1 protein-coding gene is annotated in these 505 nt (G+C 56.2%); it reads right to left on the bottom strand.

From position 1 onward, the window contains the following. Nucleotides 1–505: DUF4116 domain-containing protein (locus tag E1297_RS00720; RefSeq protein ID WP_155132671.1), on the bottom strand; the 505-nt coding region annotated here is incomplete at both ends.

The following is a 505-nucleotide window of genomic DNA, read 5'->3' as shown; positions in this document are numbered from 1 at the left end:
TTTTTTCGGAACATATTGTAACGCCCTGCCATCTTGCCTCACCGCCTCAAGACACATCCCAAGCGTCCGGAGGGACCACGGCACATAGTGCAACGCCCTACCATTTCGCCTCACCGCCTCAAGACACATCTCAGGCACCCGGATTTTTACCGGTACATATTGCAACGCCCGGCCGTCTTTCCTCACCGCCCCAAGACACATCTCAGGAGACCGGAGTTTTACCGGTACATATTCCAGTGCGCAGCAGTTTTGCTTCACTGTCTCGAGGAAGATCTCAGACGTCCGGAGGCTCTCCGGCATCCATGGCAACACCCTGCCGTATTGCCTCACCGCTTCAAGACACACCTTCCTAGTCCGGAGATCTTCCGGCACAAAGTATAACACCCCGCCATCTTTCCTCACCGCCTCGAGGCATATTTCCGGCATCCGGAGGTTTCCAGGTACATCTTTCAGCGCCCATCCACTTTGCTTCACTGCCTCGAGGCACATCCCCTCCGTCCGGAGG

This window comes from Roseibium sp. RKSG952, assembly GCF_009711355.1.
The sequence above is the reverse complement of the archived record's forward strand: the minus strand, read 5'-3'. Positions and strand labels throughout refer to the sequence as shown.